At 60.3% G+C, this 14,977-nt stretch carries 14 protein-coding genes; 7 read left to right on the top strand and 7 right to left on the bottom strand.

The window, feature by feature from the left end:
- Positions 1 to 180: 180 nt before the first annotated feature.
- Entirely contained in the window at positions 181 to 552 is a 372-nt protein-coding gene (locus D8U69_RS15505) for a DUF423 domain-containing protein (protein ID WP_056853989.1), read from the bottom strand.
- 74 nt (positions 553 to 626) lie between these two features.
- Between D8U69_RS15505 and mtgA the strand changes: the two genes are divergently transcribed.
- Positions 627 to 1,349: a monofunctional biosynthetic peptidoglycan transglycosylase gene (gene mtgA, locus D8U69_RS15500; RefSeq protein ID WP_130907665.1), complete on the top strand. Its 723-nt coding sequence runs from the start codon at positions 627 to 629 to the stop codon at positions 1,347 to 1,349.
- 68 nt (positions 1,350 to 1,417) lie between these two features.
- On the opposite strand, the gene rpoH is transcribed toward mtgA, so the two are convergent.
- From rpoH to ftsY, 4 genes are all read right to left on the bottom strand, one after another.
- Complete coding sequence (gene rpoH / locus D8U69_RS15495) at positions 1,418 to 2,272, bottom strand: RNA polymerase sigma factor RpoH (RefSeq protein ID WP_056853991.1); 855 nt, start codon at positions 2,270 to 2,272, stop codon at positions 1,418 to 1,420.
- Between the two features lie 113 nt (positions 2,273 to 2,385).
- Positions 2,386 to 3,408 (bottom strand): permease-like cell division protein FtsX, encoded by a 1,023-nt coding sequence (gene ftsX, locus D8U69_RS15490; RefSeq protein ID WP_056853992.1) that lies wholly within the window; start codon positions 3,406 to 3,408, stop codon positions 2,386 to 2,388.
- Entirely contained in the window at positions 3,405 to 4,076 is a 672-nt protein-coding gene (gene ftsE / locus D8U69_RS15485; RefSeq protein WP_003229148.1) for a cell division ATP-binding protein FtsE, read from the bottom strand. The genes ftsX and ftsE overlap by 4 nt, the downstream gene beginning before the upstream one ends.
- Positions 4,073 to 5,527, bottom strand: coding sequence for a signal recognition particle-docking protein FtsY (gene ftsY / locus D8U69_RS15480; protein WP_130907664.1), 1,455 nt, complete (start codon positions 5,525 to 5,527; stop codon positions 4,073 to 4,075). Before ftsY ends, ftsE begins: the two co-directional genes overlap by 4 nt.
- A gap of 345 nt (positions 5,528 to 5,872) precedes the next feature.
- Between ftsY and D8U69_RS15475 the strand changes: the two genes are divergently transcribed.
- From D8U69_RS15475 to D8U69_RS15450, 6 genes are all read left to right on the top strand, one after another.
- The gene (locus tag D8U69_RS15475) at positions 5,873 to 7,228 is read left to right on the top strand and encodes a pitrilysin family protein (RefSeq protein WP_056853994.1); all 1,356 of its coding nucleotides are present in this window, start codon (positions 5,873 to 5,875) and stop codon (positions 7,226 to 7,228) included.
- Positions 7,221 to 8,711 (top strand): pitrilysin family protein, encoded by a 1,491-nt coding sequence (locus D8U69_RS15470; protein ID WP_056853995.1) that lies wholly within the window; start codon positions 7,221 to 7,223, stop codon positions 8,709 to 8,711. The genes D8U69_RS15475 and D8U69_RS15470 overlap by 8 nt, the downstream gene beginning before the upstream one ends.
- The gene (gene rsmD, locus D8U69_RS15465) at positions 8,711 to 9,313 is read left to right on the top strand and encodes a 16S rRNA (guanine(966)-N(2))-methyltransferase RsmD (RefSeq protein ID WP_130907663.1); all 603 of its coding nucleotides are present in this window, start codon (positions 8,711 to 8,713) and stop codon (positions 9,311 to 9,313) included. The genes D8U69_RS15470 and rsmD overlap by 1 nt, the downstream gene beginning before the upstream one ends.
- 103 nt (positions 9,314 to 9,416) lie before the next feature.
- Complete coding sequence (locus D8U69_RS15460) at positions 9,417 to 10,763, top strand: pitrilysin family protein (protein WP_130907662.1); 1,347 nt, start codon at positions 9,417 to 9,419, stop codon at positions 10,761 to 10,763.
- Positions 10,756 to 12,201: a pitrilysin family protein gene (locus D8U69_RS15455; protein WP_130907661.1), complete on the top strand. Its 1,446-nt coding sequence runs from the start codon at positions 10,756 to 10,758 to the stop codon at positions 12,199 to 12,201. Before D8U69_RS15460 ends, D8U69_RS15455 begins: the two co-directional genes overlap by 8 nt.
- Before the next feature lie 73 nt (positions 12,202 to 12,274).
- Positions 12,275 to 13,294, top strand: coding sequence for a hydrolase (locus D8U69_RS15450; RefSeq protein ID WP_130907660.1), 1,020 nt, complete (start codon positions 12,275 to 12,277; stop codon positions 13,292 to 13,294).
- 40 nt (positions 13,295 to 13,334) lie between these two features.
- Here D8U69_RS15450 and D8U69_RS15445 read toward each other — a convergent pair whose 3' ends face one another.
- Both D8U69_RS15445 and D8U69_RS15440 read right to left on the bottom strand, forming a co-directional pair.
- Positions 13,335 to 14,189, bottom strand: coding sequence for a sulfurtransferase (locus D8U69_RS15445; protein ID WP_130907659.1), 855 nt, complete (start codon positions 14,187 to 14,189; stop codon positions 13,335 to 13,337).
- Positions 14,190 to 14,238: 49 nt separating this feature from the next.
- Positions 14,239 to 14,907 (bottom strand): TetR/AcrR family transcriptional regulator, encoded by a 669-nt coding sequence (locus D8U69_RS15440; protein WP_056854001.1) that lies wholly within the window; start codon positions 14,905 to 14,907, stop codon positions 14,239 to 14,241.
- Between the last annotated feature and the right edge of the window lie 70 nt (positions 14,908 to 14,977).

Here is a 14,977-nt window from a genome sequence, read left to right as displayed (position 1 = left end):
CGCCATCATTTTTAGGGGCTGGCATTCTAGCCCGATCAGTCAGGCCGACCCAAGCCATTCGTCAGTCACACACCTTGCAGGAGCGAGCCTGCTCGCGATGGATGCCAGAACAACGCGCGTAATCAGCAAGCACGCGTTATCGTTCACGTCCATCGCGGGCAAGCCTCGCTCCTACAGAGGTCAGCTCAACCGCCAGGCGGCGAGGCCCAGGCAAAACCAGCCCACCAGAAACGCCAGCCCGCCAAATGGCGTGATGATGCCAAGCTTGCTGACTCCGGTCAGCGTCAGCACATACAGGCTGCCGGAAAACAGCAGGATGCCGATGGCAAACGATGCACCAGCCCACGTCACAAGGCGCCCGGGGATTTGCGTGGCCAGCAACGCGACACCCAGCAACGCCAGAGTGTGCACCAGTTGATAGGTGACGCCGGTATGAAAAATCGCCAGGTACTCGGCGCTCAGACGGTTTTTCAGGCCATGGGCCGCAAACGCCCCAAGGCCGACACCGGTGAAGCCGAAAAAAGCGGCCAGCATCAGAAAGCCACGCAGCATGAAGAACTCCAGTCAGACTCAATCTACAGGGTCTGTATAATGGCCCGCTCCACGGGTTCGGCCAAGCCATCTCTATGCTGCGTATCTATTTCCGTCGTTTCACCAAGGCCGTGCTCTGGTTCATGGGCGGCAGCGTCCTGTTGGTGCTGATCTTTCGCGTGGTGCCGCCACCGGGGACGGCGCTGATGGTCGAGCGCAAGATCGAATCCTGGATCGAAGGCGAGCCCATCGACCTGCAACGCTCGTGGAAACCGTGGGATGAAATTTCCGATGACCTGAAAGTCGCAGTGATTGCCGGCGAAGATCAGAAATTCCCCGAACACTGGGGCTTTGACGTGAATGCGATCAAGGCGGCACTGGCCCATAACGAACTCGGCGGCTCGATCCGCGGCGCCAGCACCCTGAGCCAGCAAGTCTCGAAAAACCTGTTCCTGTGGTCCGGTCGCAGCTGGCTGCGCAAAGGCCTGGAAGCCTGGTTCACCGGACTGATCGAAGTGTTCTGGCCCAAACAGCGGATTCTCGAGGTGTACCTCAACAGTGTCGAGTGGGATGACGGCGTGTTCGGTGCCGAGGCTGCGGCCAGGCACCATTTTGGCGTGAGCGCCAAAGGCCTCAGCCGCCAGCAATCGAGCTTGCTGGCGGCGGTCCTGCCCAATCCGCGGGTGTGGAGTGCCAGTCATCCGACGGGATACGTGGCGCGGCGCGCAGGCTGGATTCGGCGGCAGATGAGTCAGTTGGGTGGTGAGAGTTATCTGGTTGGCCTCAACGATTCGCGCCGGGCGCCTTGGGCTCAATAACCAATAATGGGCACACACAAAAACGCCCCGATCAATGATCGGGGCGTTTTTTATTGCTGGTGCCCGGGTTACGCGGCGATCGACACCTTGAGTTTGTTCATCGCGCTCTTCTCAAGCTGACGAATACGCTCGGCCGAAACGTTGTACTTCTGCGCCAGGTCGTGCAGCGTGGCTTTTTCTTCCGCCAGCCAGCGCTGGTAGAGGATGTCACGGCTGCGGTCGTCCAACACTTCCAGCGCTTCGTGCAGGTTGTGGTTGGAGTTGTCGCTCCAGTCGGCGTCTTCCAGCTGACGCGCCGGGTCGTACCGGTGGTCTTCCAGATAATTGGCCGGCGACTGGAACGCACTGTCGTCGTCGGCTTCGGCAGCCGGGTCGAAGGCCATGTCGTGGCCAGTCAGGCGACTTTCCATCTCACGCACTTCCCGAGGCTCTACACCGAGGCTTTCCGCCACACGATGGACTTCCTCGTTGTTCAACCAGGCCAGACGCTTTTTCTGGCTGCGCAGATTGAAGAACAGCTTGCGCTGGGCCTTGGTGGTCGCGACTTTCACGATGCGCCAGTTGCGCAGGATGAATTCGTGGATTTCCGCCTTGATCCAGTGAACGGCAAAGGACACCAGGCGCACGCCCATTTCCGGGTTGAAGCGCTTCACGGCCTTCATCAGGCCGACGTTGCCTTCCTGGATCAGGTCAGCCTGAGCCAGGCCGTAGCCGGAATAGCTACGGGCGATATGTACGACAAAACGCAGGTGGGCGAGCACCATCTGCCGAGCCGCCTCAAGATCCTGCTCATAATAGAGACTCTCGGCCAGTTCACGCTCCTGCTCCGGCGTCAGCAATGGAATGCTGTTGACGGTGTGCACATAGGCCTCCAGGTTCGCACCCGGGACCAGAGCATATGCAGGCTGCAAAGAATTGGTCATACGAAAAAACCTCCGACTTACATACTCGTGCCAGTGGCACTGCGAAAATTGACCGGAAACCAAAAGACAAGTTCCCCTAAAAACTGCAAGGTCAATCACGCGCAAAAAAGATTCTACTTCGGCGCCAACTCCCTGAGATGACGTGCGACTGCAATCCATGCACCGATATAACCCAACAGCACCGCGCCAAGCAAGAGAGACAGACCATCGGCCACCGGTACGCCGGCCAGCGCGAAATCGCTGCCATACAAACCGGCCAGCCCGACGACCGCATCGTTCAGCCAGTCCAGACCAAACGCCAACAGCCCCCAGGAAAGCAGCCCTGCACCGAAACCATACAACGCACCCATATAGAGAAAGGGCCTGCGCACATAGCTGTCAGTGCCGCCCACGAGTTTAATCACTTCTATCTCGGTGCGGCGGTTTTCAATATGAAGACGAATGGTATTGCCTATCACCAAAAGTAATGCAGAAACCAGAAGCACGGTCAGACCAAAGACAAAGCGGTCACCGAGCTTGAGGATGGCTGCCAGACGCTCGACCCAGACTAGATCAAGTTGCGCCTGTTGTACCCTGGGCAGTTCGGAAAGTTTTTGTCTTAATGCTTCAAGTGCAGGCTTGTCGACTTCGTTCGGCGTCACCAGGACCACGCCGGGCAGCGGGTTCTCCGGTAACTCCTTGAGCGCATCGCCCAGGCCGGACTGCTGCTGGAACTCTTCCAGAGCCTGATCACGCCCCACGTACTCGGCATCCGCCACACCGGGCATGGCCTTGATCTGCTCACGCAGGGATTCACCTTCAGCCGGGCTGGCTTCGAGTTGCAGGTACAGGGAGATCTGCGCCGCACGCTGCCAGGAACCGCCCAGACGCTCGACGTTACTTAGCAAAAGTGACAGCCCCATGGGTAAGCTCAGGGCAACGGCCATCACCATGCAGGTGAAAAAGCTGCCGATCGGCTGCTTGCCCAGGCGGCGCAAGCTGTCCAGCAAGCTGGCACGATGGCTTTCAATCCAGGCGCGAAACAGTGTGGCGAAGTCCGGGCCATCATCGTCATCGCGCTTTTTCTTCTGCGGCTGCGGATCGGCGGCCTTCGGGGCCACGCGCTCGGAAACCTTCGGACTGCGTGTCGCACTCATACGCCGGCCTCCCCGTCGCCAATCAATCGGCCGCGTTGCAACGTCAGCATACGGTGGCGCATGCGCGCGATCAGGGCCAGGTCGTGACTGGCGATCAGCACGCTGGTGCCCAGGCGGTTGATGTCTTCGAACACCCCCATGATTTCTGCCGCCAGACGCGGGTCGAGGTTACCGGTCGGTTCGTCCGCCAGCAGCAAGGCCGGGCGATGGACGATGGCGCGGGCGATGCCGACGCGCTGTTGCTGACCGGTGGACAGGTCGCCGGGATACAAATCGGTCTTGTCCGACAGCGCCACACGTTCCAGCGCCGAGTCCACGCGCTTGGCGATTTCCGCCTTGGACAAACCGAGGATCTGCAACGGCAATGCGACGTTGTTGAACACCGTGCGATCGAACAGCAACTGATGGTTCTGGAACACCACGCCGATCTGCCGGCGCAGGAATGGGATCTGTGCGTTGCTGATGGTGCTCAGGTCCTGCCCGGCGAGCAGCAGTTTGCCGCTGGTGGGACGCTCCATCGCCAGCAACAGCCGCAACAGCGTACTTTTACCGGCACCGGAATGGCCGGTGACAAACAGAAACTCGCCACGACGGACTCGAAAGCTCAGCTCATGCAAGCCGACGTGACCATTCGGGTAGCGTTTACCGACCTGTTCGAAACGAATCATGAACGCTCCCGTTCGGCAAAGAGTGCCTGGACAAAGGGTTCAGCTTCAAAAGTGCGCAAATCGTCGATGCCTTCACCGACACCGATGTAGCGGATCGGCAGGCCGAACTGCTTGGCCAGGGCAAAAATCACCCCGCCCTTGGCGGTCCCGTCAAGCTTGGTCAGCGCCAGGCCGGTCAGTTCGACGGTCTGGTTGAATTGCTTGGCCTGATTGATAGCGTTCTGCCCGGTGCCGGCATCGAGTACCAGCAGCACCTCATGTGGCGCGTCGGCGTCGAGCTTGCCGATCACCCGGCGGACCTTTTTCAGCTCTTCCATCAGGTTGTCTTTGGTGTGCAGGCGACCGGCGGTGTCGGCGATCAGAACATCAATGCCACGGGCCTTGGCGGCTTGCACGGCATCGAAGATGACCGAAGCCGAATCCGCGCCGGTGTGCTGGGCAATGACCGGGATTTTGTTGCGCTCACCCCAGACCTGCAATTGCTCCACCGCCGCAGCACGGAAGGTGTCACCGGCGGCGAGCATGACTTTCTTGCCTTCCAGTTGCAGTTTCTTCGCCAGTTTGCCGATGGTCGTGGTTTTGCCGGCACCGTTGACGCCCACCACCAGGATCACGAACGGCTTGTTCTGCGAGGCGATTTTCAGCGGTTGTTCGACCGGCTTGAGCATCGCCGCCAATTCGGCTTGCAGGGACTTGTAGAGGGCGTCGGCATCGGCCAACTCTTTGCGCGCGACCTTCTGCGTCAGGCGCTGGATGATCACCGAAGTGGCCTCTACCCCAACGTCGGCGGTCAGCAGACGGGTTTCCAGGTCATCGAGCAGTTCGTCATCGATGGCTTTCTTGCCCAGGAACAGGCTGGCCATGCCTTCGCCGATGCTGGCACTGGTCTTGGACAAGCCTTGCTTGAGTCGGGCAAAAAAACCGGCTTTGGTTTCTTCGCTGCGTACAGGCTCGACCGGAACTTCAACCGGGGCAACGGCCACCGGCTCGATGACAGGTGCAGGTGCAGGTTCGGGCTCAGGCATCTGGACAACCGGTGCCACCGGTTCCGGGACCGCTTCAACGACCGGTGCGACAACCGGCACTGGCTCAGGGGCAAAGGCACTCGGAGCAGGAATCGGCGGCGTTACATGGGGCGCCAGCTCGTCTTCGACCAACGCCACCGGCTCTTCCGCCACGGGCAAGGTCAGCCAGGGTTCTGCGGCCGGGGTCAGCGGCAGTTCGGCAACGATTTGCGGTTCAGGTTCGACGGTCGGTTGCAGCACCGGCTCGGCGATTGGCAGGACGACCGGCACTGATGCTTCTTCTATTACCGGCGCAGGTGTGGGTTCAGGGAGTGGTTGTGGCTGTTCGACGACGGATTCCTGCGGTTTTTTGCGCAGCCATCCGAACAGGCTTTTCTTTTCGCCAGCCGTAGCTGGGGTCTTCTTGTCGTCGTTGGAACCAAACATGGAGGACGGCTATCTCACGGTAGCGACGCGCCAACGGGCGCCCCGGCAAATAAATATTCGATGCAGAACAGACTGCGATTGCTACAGCTTGTTCACGCGCAACATTTTGTCGAGGTGCAAACGGGCACCTTGCAAAAAACGACTTCACGAAGGACTGAAGCGTAATAATCGGCGAAAACGCAGAGTTTAGTTGATAAACCATAGCTTTCTGCCGCAAACCCAAACAACCTGATCACACACAAAGGTCTGATAGGCGTGGCCGCCAGTAAAACGGATCAGTATCCTAGCACCCTCTCGCCCGCCGACGCTAAGACCTAGCGGGCAGCCCAACAGGTTTAAACACGAATGAATGCTCTAGCCCGCCGCGCCGCAGGCCTGCTGCTCAGCACAGTTTGTCTGCCCCTCTCGGCCCTGGCTGCCGACCCGCAACCCACCCACGAGTTCACCCTCGACAACGGCTTGAAGGTCGTCGTGCGCGAAGACCATCGTGCGCCGGTGGTGGTTTCCCAAGTCTGGTACAAGGTCGGCTCCAGCTACGAGACACCGGGTCAGACCGGCCTGTCCCATGCCCTGGAGCACATGATGTTCAAGGGTAGCGAGAAAGTCGGCCCTGGCGAAGCGTCGTTGATCCTGCGCGACCTCGGCGCCGAAGAGAACGCCTTCACCAGCGACGATTTCACCGCCTACTACCAGGTGCTGGCCCGCGACCGCCTGGGCGTGGCTTTCGAACTGGAAGCCGACCGGATGGCCAGCTTGCGCCTGCCACCGGACGAGTTCGCCCGCGAGATCGAAGTCATCAAGGAAGAACGCCGCCTGCGTACCGACGACAAACCGATGTCCAAGGCTTACGAACGTTTCAAGGCCATGGCCTACCCGGCCAGCGGCTATCACACGCCGACCATCGGCTGGATGGCAGACCTGGAGCGCATGAAAGTCGAAGAGCTGCGCCACTGGTATGAATCCTGGTACGTGCCGAACAACGCCACGCTGGTGGTGGTTGGCGACGTGACACCCGAAGAAGTCAAAACCCTGGCCCAACGCTATTTCGGCCCGATCGCCAAGCGTGACGTGCCTGCCGCGAAAAAACCGCTGGAACTGGCCGAACCCGGCGAGCGCCAGATCACCTTGCACGTGAAGACCCAATTGCCCAGCCTGATGCTGGCATTCAACGTGCCGAGTATCGCCACCGCCGAAGACAAACGCTCGGTGAACGCCTTGCGCCTGATTTCCGCGCTGCTCGATGGCGGCTACAGCGCACGTATCCCGACCCAACTGGAGCGCGGCGAAGAATTGGTGTCCGGCGGCTCGTCGAGCTACGACGCCTACACCCGCGGCGATAGCCTGTTCACGCTGTCGGCAACGCCCAACAGCCAGAAAAACAAGACCATCGCCCAGGCCGAAGCCGGTTTGTGGAAGCTGCTTGAACAGCTGAAAACCACTGCGCCGACCACTGAAGAACTGGAGCGTGTGCGGGCACAGGTCATCGCCGGCCTGGTTTACGAGCGCGACTCGATCACCAGCCAGGCCACGGCCATTGGCCAACTGGAAACGGTCGGGCTGTCCTGGAAACTGATGGATACCGAGCTCGCCGATCTGGAAAGCGTGACCCCGCAAGATATCCAGAATGCCGCCAAGCTGTATTTCACCCGCGAACGTCTCAGCGTCGCCCATGTTCTGCCAGAGGAGACGACTCATGAGTGAGCGTAAAAAACCGCGCCTGGCCCTGTTCGGCCTGATCGCCGTTGCGCTGATCGGCTCTGCCGCGTTCTATTTTTCGAAAACCGACGAATCCAATGCCAGCGAAGCCCTGGACAAGGCCAAGGCCAGCCAGAAGCTGCAATCGCTGACCGAACTCAACGGCAAGGCACCGAGCCGCCGCAAACTCGACGTGCAGACCTGGAACACCGCCGAAGGTGCCAAAGTGTTGTTCGTCGAAGCCCGTGAACTGCCGATGTTCGATATGCGCCTGATCTTCGCCGCCGGCAGCAGCCAGGATGGCAGCGCGCCCGGCCTGGCCGTGCTGACCAACGCCATGCTCAACGAGGGTGTGGCCGGCAAAGACGTCAGCGCCATCGCCCAGGGTTTCGAGGGTCTGGGAGCCGATTTCGGCAATGGCGCTTACAAAGACATGGCGGTTGCATCGCTGCGCAGCCTCAGTGCAACGGACAAACGTGAACCGGCCTTGCAGCTGTTTGCGCAAGTCGTCGGCAAGCCAACCTTTCCGGCCGACTCATTTACCCGCATCAAGAACCAGTTGCTCGCCGGCTTCGAATACCAGAAACAGAACCCCGGCAAACTGGCCAGCCTGGAGTTGATGAACCGCTTGTACGGCGATCACCCCTATGCGCACGCCAGTGATGGCACGGCAAAGTCCATTCCCGAGGTGACCCTCGCGCAACTGCGCGCTTTCCACGAAAAAGCCTATGCCGCAGGCAACGTAGTCATCGCACTGGTTGGCGATCTGTCCCGCGCCGAAGCCGAGGCCATGGCCGCGCAGGTGTCCAGCGCGCTGCCCAAAGGTCCGGCCCTGCCGAAAATCGCCCAACCGACCGAACCCAAGGCCAGCATCGGCCACATCGAGTTCCCGTCCAAACAGACTAACCTGATGCTTGCGCAACTGGGCATCGATCGTGATGATCCGGACTACGCCGCACTGTCCATGGGCAACCAGATCCTCGGTGGTGGCGGTTTCGGTACTCGACTGATGAGCGAAGTGCGCGAGAAGCGCGGCCTGGCCTATGGCATATATTCGGGCTTCAGCCCGATGCAGGCGCGTGGCCCGTTCATGATCAACGTGCAGACCCGCGCCGAAATGAGCGAAGGCACTCTGAAACTGGTGCAGGACGTCCTCGCGGACTACCTTGCAACCGGTCCGACCGAGAAAGAACTCGACGACGCCAAGCGTGAACTGGCCGGCAGCTTCCCGCTGTCCACCGCCAGCAACGCCGACATCGTCGGTCAACTGGGTGCCATTGGCTTCTATGACTTGCCGCTGAGCCACCTGGAAGACTTCATGCAACAGTCGCAGAACCTGACCGTCGAGCAAGTCAAAGCGGCCATGAACAAACACTTGAGCACGGACAAAATGGTCATCGTCAGCGCTGGCCCGACCGTGCCGCAAAAGCCGCTGCCGGCCCCTACTGATAAACCTGCCGAGCAACCGCTCGGGGTTCCGGAGCATTAATGGCTACTTCCCGTCCCAAAAAACCCGTCCACAACGTGCACAACGGCGTGAACCAGCTGCGCATCATCGGCGGCGAATGGCGCAGCCGTAAACTGAGCTTCCCCGATGCGCCGGGTCTGCGTCCGACGCCGGACCGGGTGCGTGAAACCCTGTTCAACTGGCTCGCACCTTACGTTCCAGGCGCCAAAGTGCTGGACCCGTTCACCGGCAGCGGCGCGCTGTTCCTCGAAGCCCTGTCCCGTGGCGCGGCCATGGGTCAGGCGCTGGACGCCAGCAGCCTCGCGGTGTCGAGCCTCAAGGAACATCTGGGCACATTGCGCTGCACCACCGGCCAGGTTCAGACCGCTGACGCCCTGCGCTACCTGGAAACCCAGACCGCCACGCCCTACGACCTGGTGTTCCTCGACCCGCCGTTCAACCAGAACCTGTTGCCCGCCGTTTGCGCCCTGCTCGAAGCGCGCCAATGGCTGGCCGACGATGCCTGGATATACACCGAAAGCGAGTCAGCGCCGTCAACCCTGGGTCTGCCGCAGAACTGGCGCCTGCACCGGGAGCAGAAATCCGGGCGAGTGTATTACTCGTTGTGGCAGCGCGGCGCCTGACGTTGCGATTGTGAGGAGCACTACATAGTTACCGCCTGACGCCCTTACGGATCATCCACAGTGGTTTGCGCATAACCCTGCAAACCACTGAGGATGAACACGGATGAACATCTCCTGCTGCATTTTTGTACTGCCATTTATCGCCTGGCTGCCGCTCATGGCCAGCGCTGCCACACCCCCTGCGACGCAAGACTTCGTGCTGGATAACGGCCTCAAGGTCGTCGTGCGCGAGGACCATCGCTCCCCAATCGTCACCGCTCAGCTGTGGATCAAGGCCGGTTCAAGCTACGAGCCGCCCGGCCAGTCGGGACTGTCCCATGCCCTCGAACACATGGTCTACAAAGGCAGCAGCAAGGCCTGCGCTGGAGAATTCGAGGCGATACTGGAAAGTCTGGGCGCCAGCCAAAACGCCTATACAGGCACTGATTTCACGGTTTTTTACCAGACACTCGCTTCCGGCCGCGTCGGCGTCGCGTTCGAAATTCTCGCCGATCTGATGAGTACGGCCGAGCTGGATCCGCAGGACTTCACACCGGAGCTCAAGGTCATTCAGGAAGAGCGGCGGATGTACGTCGATGATGAAATCACCGTGCTGGCTCAAGAAAGACTGAACAGCATCGCCCACCCGGCCAGCGGCTATCGCACCCCGACGATTGGCTGGATGCATGACCTGCAACGAATGAATACCGCGCAATTGCAGCAGTGGTACAAGGCCTGGTATTCGCCGGGCAATGCGACCCTGGTGGTCGTTGGCGATGTCCAGCCCGAGCAGATCAAGGCCCTTGCACGGCAGTATTTCGGCCACCTTGAGCGAGGCACGACACCGGCGGCCCCTGCCCCCGTCGAACTCACTTCTGCCGGCGAACGATCGCTGACCCTGCATGCACCCGTGGCGTCCCCGCGCTTGATCATGAGTTTCAACGCGCCAAGCCTGGCCACGGCTCTGGATCGTCGGACCGCCCATGCCCTGCGCCTGCTCGATATGTTACTGGCCGGTTCCAATAGCGCACGCATCAAACAGCGACTGCAACTGAGCGAGTCAATATTCACCGAGGTCCTCTCGGAATACGACGCCTTCAATCGCGGCGACTCGTTACTGACGATCAGCATGCAACTCAATGCGGACAAGCTCAATGATGCTGACGCAGCCCTCACCCGTGTGTGGCAGGTGATCGAATCACTCAAAAGCAAGGCACCGGAACCGGCAGAACTGGAACGCGCGAAAAACCTGCTGATCGCCAACCTGGTTTATGCGCAGGACGACCTGCAGAGACAAGCCCACAACCTGGGTCTTTTGCAGACCATTGGCCTGGACTGGCGGCTTGCCGATCTGGATACGCAAGAGCTGAACAAGGTCACACCGCTGGATATTCAACAGGTGGCACAGACTTATCTGACGCGTGAGCGCCTGAGTACCGCGAAAATCCTGCCGGAGAAGAACAATGGATAAGTTCAAAGGCTTGATCAATGGATTGATACTGGCAAGCATGCTGCTCAGCGTTCAGGCCAATGCCGCTGCAATCACGGCGCCCCCGAAACCGGTGCTGCAATCGCTCAGCGAAGCACAAGCGCCTGCGTTCCAACGCACGCTATCGATCAAGGGTTACAAGACTTTCAGCGGCACCAAGATCCTGTTCATCCGTACCCCTGGCTTGCCGATGTTCGACACCCTCGTAAGCTTTGCCGCCGGCAGCGCCCACACAGCACATCAACCGGGCCTGGCAGCGTTGACCTTCAGTCTGTTGAATGAAGGTGTGGCGGGCAAGGACGTCAATGCCATACAGGCGACCTTCGATAACCTGGGCGCAAAGATGGATATGGGGATCAGCCAGGATCGGACGTGGTTTTCCCTGCGTAGCTTGAGTGACGAATCACGACGCACACCAGCCCTGGATTTGTTTGCCCAAATCCTCGGCAAGCCGATGCTGCCGGAGGCCTCCATGGCCGCAGTCAAATCACAATTGCAGTACGTTCTGGATCGCGAAGACCAGTCCCACGCCATTCAAGCCCGCCACGCGAACCTCGGCCAGCTGTTTCCCGACCACGGTTATGCTCAGTCGTTCTTCGGAACCCGGGCCAGCCTTGCCTCCATCACTCGCACCCAGGTGGAGGACTTTCATCGCGAGGCCTATGCCGTGGGCAATGCCCAAATCACACTGGTCGGCGACCTCACCGAAGAGGAAGCCCAGCACATTGGTGCGCAGATAGCCGCGGCCTTGCCCAAAGGGCCGGCCATTGCTGCGATTCGACCCGCGACCAGCCCGACCGCTTCAGGTCTGCTGCGCGTTGAGCGGACATCGACTCAGGCTTACTTGCGCCTGGCCCAGCCAAGTGTCCTGCGAAGCAATCCGGATTACGTCGCGCTGCAGACAGCCATGCTGGTTTTCAGCAAACGACTGACCAATGAACTGCGAGAACGCCGAGGCTTGACCTATCACGTTGAGGCCGAACTCTCAGCCCTTCAGGCACAAGGGCTTCTCTCCATCGAAATACAGACCAGACCCGAGCAGGCCGATGCGGTGCTGGCCCACATCGAGACAATGTTCAGCGACTTTCTCAACCACGGGCCGACCCAACGGGAACTTGAAGACAGCCAACAGCAACTGATTGGTAGCGCGCCGTTGAACAGCGCAACCAATGCGCAGATCTTGAGACAGTTGTACGCCATCAGCACACACAATCTGCCGCTGGACCTGGATTTTGACGCGCAAGCGGCTTCGAAGCTGAACCTCACATCAATCAAGAGCGCACTCAACCGGCATTACCACTCTGGACAATGGCAGGCGGTCATCCTGGGACCCAGGGCAGATCAACAACCGCTGCCCGAGCCGAGCGAAAGCGCAACCAATGCGATGTGTCGCGTGCCTGGTGAGATTGTGGCAAGTTAGACTGCCAGGGTGACGCGGTCGCGGCGCTGTCCCGCCGCGTCTTCCGGCAGACTCATGAACACATCCACCGAGAATGACTGTGCAACCGCACCCCGCACTGGCCTCACCGCCCTCCTTCATCCCCGCCTTCGGCATCGGCAACCCGCACTTGCAAACCTTGTGGGGGCCGCTGTGGCGTAAAACCGTGCACATCGACCGCGACCGCGAACGCCTGTGGCTCGAAGACGGTGATTTTCTCGATCTCGACTGGTACGGCCCGCACAGCGCCGAAGCGCCGTTGGTGCTGGTGCTGCACGGGCTGACCGGTTCATCGAATTCGCCCTACGTGGCCGGCATGCAAAAAGCCTTGGCTGATCGGGGCTGGGCCAGCGTCGCGCTGAACTGGCGCGGCTGCTCGGGCGAACCCAATCTATTGCCGCGCAGCTACCATTCCGGCGCCAGCGAAGATCTGGCCGAAACCATCAAACATCTGCGGGCCAAGCGGCCACTCGCGCCGCTCTATGCGGTCGGTTATTCCCTGGGTGGCAATGTCCTGCTCAAGCACCTGGGTGAAACCGGCAGTGACAGCGGCGTACTTGGCGCGGTGGCCGTGTCAGTGCCGTTCCGACTGGACCAGTGCGCCGACCGGATCGGCCAGGGTTTTTCCAAGGTCTACCAGGCGCACTTCATGCGCGAAATGCTGGCCTACATCAAGAACAAGCAGCGCCAGTTCCAGCATGACGGCCGGGAAGACGGCCTGGCGGCACTGGCCGCGCTCGGTTCATTGGAAAACATGCGCACGTTCTGGGATTTCGACGGCCGGGTGACCGCGCCACTGAACGGTTTCGTGGATGCCGAGGATTACTACCGCCGCGCATCGAGTCGCTACTTTCTCGGGGAGATTCGCACACCGACCCTGATCATTCAGGCGGCCGACGATCCCTTCGTCTTCCCCCACAGCCTGCCGCAAGCCGATGAGTTATCGGCCTGTACGCAATTCGAACTGCAGGCCAAGGGCGGACACGTCGGGTTCGTCGACGGCTCGGTCAGGCAACCGGGTTACTACCTGGAACGACGCATCCCCCAGTGGCTGGCCAACGCAGGCCGGGCGTAGGCATACGAAGGGAGCTGCGAGCGTATCGATGCTTTGTTCTTCACTCGCCTACTGCGATGCCCCGCGCAGGATCATTGATCCACTCGCTCCAAGAACCGGCGTACAACGCACCCAGCGGATACCCCGCCAGGCACAATGCGAACAGGTTATGGCAAGCCGTCACGCCGGAACCGCAGTACGCCACCAGATCGTTCGGCGAACGGTCTGCAAGTTTTGCGGCGAAGCGCTGCTTGAGCTGATCAGCCGGCAGAAACCGCCCATCCGCGCCGAGGTTGTCGGTAAACGCCGCACATTGTGCACCGGGAATGTGCCCGGCGACCGGATCGATCGGTTCCATTTCACCCTTGAAGCGCGGCAGTGCGCGGGCATCGAGCAGGGTCAGTTCTGGTTGCGCGAGACGCTTTTGCAATTGTTCGGCACTGAGCAGCAACGAAGCATCCGGGGCGCCACTGAACGTGCCGCGAGTGATCGAGGGCGCATCCAGGCTCAGCGGCAAACCCGCCGCGTGCCAGGCCTTTAGCCCGCCATCAAGAATGAACACGCCGTCACGTTTGCCCAGCCAGGCCAGCAACCACCAGGCGCGAGCCGCGAAGGCGCCCGGGCCGTCGTCGTACAAAACCACTTCACTGTCATTGTTGATGCCCCAGGCTTGCAGGCGCTCGATCAGTTCGACCGGCTCTGGCAGCGGATGACGCCCGGTCACGCCCTTGACCACTTTCCCGCTGAGGTCACGCTCGAGATCAGCAAAGCTCGACCCGTTGATGTGGCCCTCGGCATAGCTGCGCTGCCCGTAATCCGGGTCTTCAAGGGCAAAGCGACAATCGAGAATCACCAACCCCGGCTGGTCCTTTTTCAAGTCCAGCGCTTGTGGGCTGATCAGTTGCGCGATGGGCATAGCGGGCTCCTGTGATTAAACGCAATTCAATCCTGCTGCACGCGCTGGCTCAAACCTCTTCCAGCGCCTGAGCCAACGGCACGTAAAACTCTTCAAACAAGGCGTTGACCGCTTCGCGCGCCTCATCCGTGACGAATCCGGCTTCCAGTACCAGTACCTGATACACGCCGCGCTTGATCGCCTGCTCGCTCAGATGACTGGAATTCTCCCGCGTGGTGCACAGAAAGCGCACCCAGGAAGTGAGGATGATCCAGGCATTGAGGGTCAGGGACTCGATCTGCACACGATCCATCTTCAAGATGCCAGCGGCAACGAAACCTTCGTAGATCGCCATGCCCTGAATCACGCAGCGCTGGGAAAAACGCCGGTAACGGGCGGCCAGTTCCGGATCGCTGTCGAGCAAATGCTCGAGGTCGCGATGCAAAAACCGGTAACCCCACATCGCCGAGAGCAACTCTTTGAGATAGAAGCGCTTGTCTTCCACCGTCGCGGCGCGGCCCTGTGGCGGGCGCAGAAAGCTGTCCACCAGGGTTTCGTACTCGCTGAACAGCACGGCGATGATCGCCTGCTTGTTCGGGAAGTGGTAGTACAGGTTGCCCGGGGAAATCTCCATGTGGGCAGCAATGTGGTTGGTGCTGATGCTGCGCTCGCCCTGTTGATTGAACAGCTCCAGGCTGTTCTGCACGATGCGCTCGCTGGTTTTGATCCGTGGGGCCATGGCTTGAGCTTTAATTCAGAGTGCGTTGATGGGCATCTTACGACCTATCCGCAAGCGGATGGAACATCAC

Source organism: Pseudomonas sp. Sample_16 (genome assembly GCF_004307665.1).
Classification (GTDB): domain Bacteria; phylum Pseudomonadota; class Gammaproteobacteria; order Pseudomonadales; family Pseudomonadaceae; genus Aquipseudomonas.
Note: the sequence above shows the minus strand (reverse complement) of the source record. Positions and strands in the feature narration are given on the sequence as shown.

Bases quoted from the DNA above. Each gene is read 5' to 3' on its own strand.
- D8U69_RS15505 (WP_056853989.1), bottom strand. From the start codon at position 552: ATGCTGCGTGGCTTTCTGATGCTGGCCGCTTTTTTCGGCTTCACCGGT.
- mtgA (WP_130907665.1), top strand. From the start codon at position 627: ATGCTGCGTATCTATTTCCGTCGTTTCACCAAGGCCGTGCTCTGGTTC.
- rpoH (WP_056853991.1), bottom strand. From the start codon at position 2,272: ATGACCAATTCTTTGCAGCCTGCATATGCTCTGGTCCCGGGTGCGAAC.
- ftsX (WP_056853992.1), bottom strand. From the start codon at position 3,408: ATGAGTGCGACACGCAGTCCGAAGGTTTCCGAGCGCGTGGCCCCGAAG.
- ftsE (WP_003229148.1), bottom strand. From the start codon at position 4,076: ATGATTCGTTTCGAACAGGTCGGTAAACGCTACCCGAATGGTCACGTC.
- ftsY (WP_130907664.1), bottom strand. From the start codon at position 5,527: ATGTTTGGTTCCAACGACGACAAGAAGACCCCAGCTACGGCTGGCGAA.
- D8U69_RS15475 (WP_056853994.1), top strand. From the start codon at position 5,873: ATGAATGCTCTAGCCCGCCGCGCCGCAGGCCTGCTGCTCAGCACAGTT.
- D8U69_RS15470 (WP_056853995.1), top strand. From the start codon at position 7,221: ATGAGTGAGCGTAAAAAACCGCGCCTGGCCCTGTTCGGCCTGATCGCC.
- rsmD (WP_130907663.1), top strand. From the start codon at position 8,711: ATGGCTACTTCCCGTCCCAAAAAACCCGTCCACAACGTGCACAACGGC.
- D8U69_RS15460 (WP_130907662.1), top strand. From the start codon at position 9,417: ATGAACATCTCCTGCTGCATTTTTGTACTGCCATTTATCGCCTGGCTG.
- D8U69_RS15455 (WP_130907661.1), top strand. From the start codon at position 10,756: ATGGATAAGTTCAAAGGCTTGATCAATGGATTGATACTGGCAAGCATG.
- D8U69_RS15450 (WP_130907660.1), top strand. From the start codon at position 12,275: ATGACTGTGCAACCGCACCCCGCACTGGCCTCACCGCCCTCCTTCATC.
- D8U69_RS15445 (WP_130907659.1), bottom strand. From the start codon at position 14,189: ATGCCCATCGCGCAACTGATCAGCCCACAAGCGCTGGACTTGAAAAAG.
- D8U69_RS15440 (WP_056854001.1), bottom strand. From the start codon at position 14,907: ATGGCCCCACGGATCAAAACCAGCGAGCGCATCGTGCAGAACAGCCTG.